This is a genomic window from Streptomyces sp. P17, assembly GCF_032436805.1.
Lineage (GTDB): Bacteria > Actinomycetota > Actinomycetes > Streptomycetales > Streptomycetaceae > Streptomyces.
In genome coordinates, this window is the sequence record NZ_JAVRBF010000747.1 from 1 (window position 1) to 276 (window position 276).

At 71.7% G+C, this 276-nt stretch carries 1 pseudogene; it reads left to right on the top strand.

Going from position 1 to position 276, the window contains the following annotated elements:
- Window positions 1-276: pseudogene (locus tag RMT89_RS42800) on the top strand (hypothetical protein); the annotation flags it as partial.

A 276-nucleotide genomic window follows, 5' to 3' on the forward strand; every position in this document is an offset into this window, starting at 1 on the left:
GTCCTCAGAGGAAGTAGAGACGGTTCAGGGAGATGGAGTCGGCCGGTTCGGAGACCACGGGGCGACCCCGGCCGACCTGTCGGTCGCCTTCGTCGCCCAGGCCGCCGTCGACCTCGGCTCGGACCTGATGCCGACCCGCCGTCGCCGGGTCGCCGTCCGCGGGACCCGGGGCATCGGCCCCGGCGACCTGCTCCTGAACTCCCGTACCGGAGACGTACAGGTCGACGGCCGCACCGGACTGGTCTCCCTCGACGGCGACAAGATCCGCTCCGAACC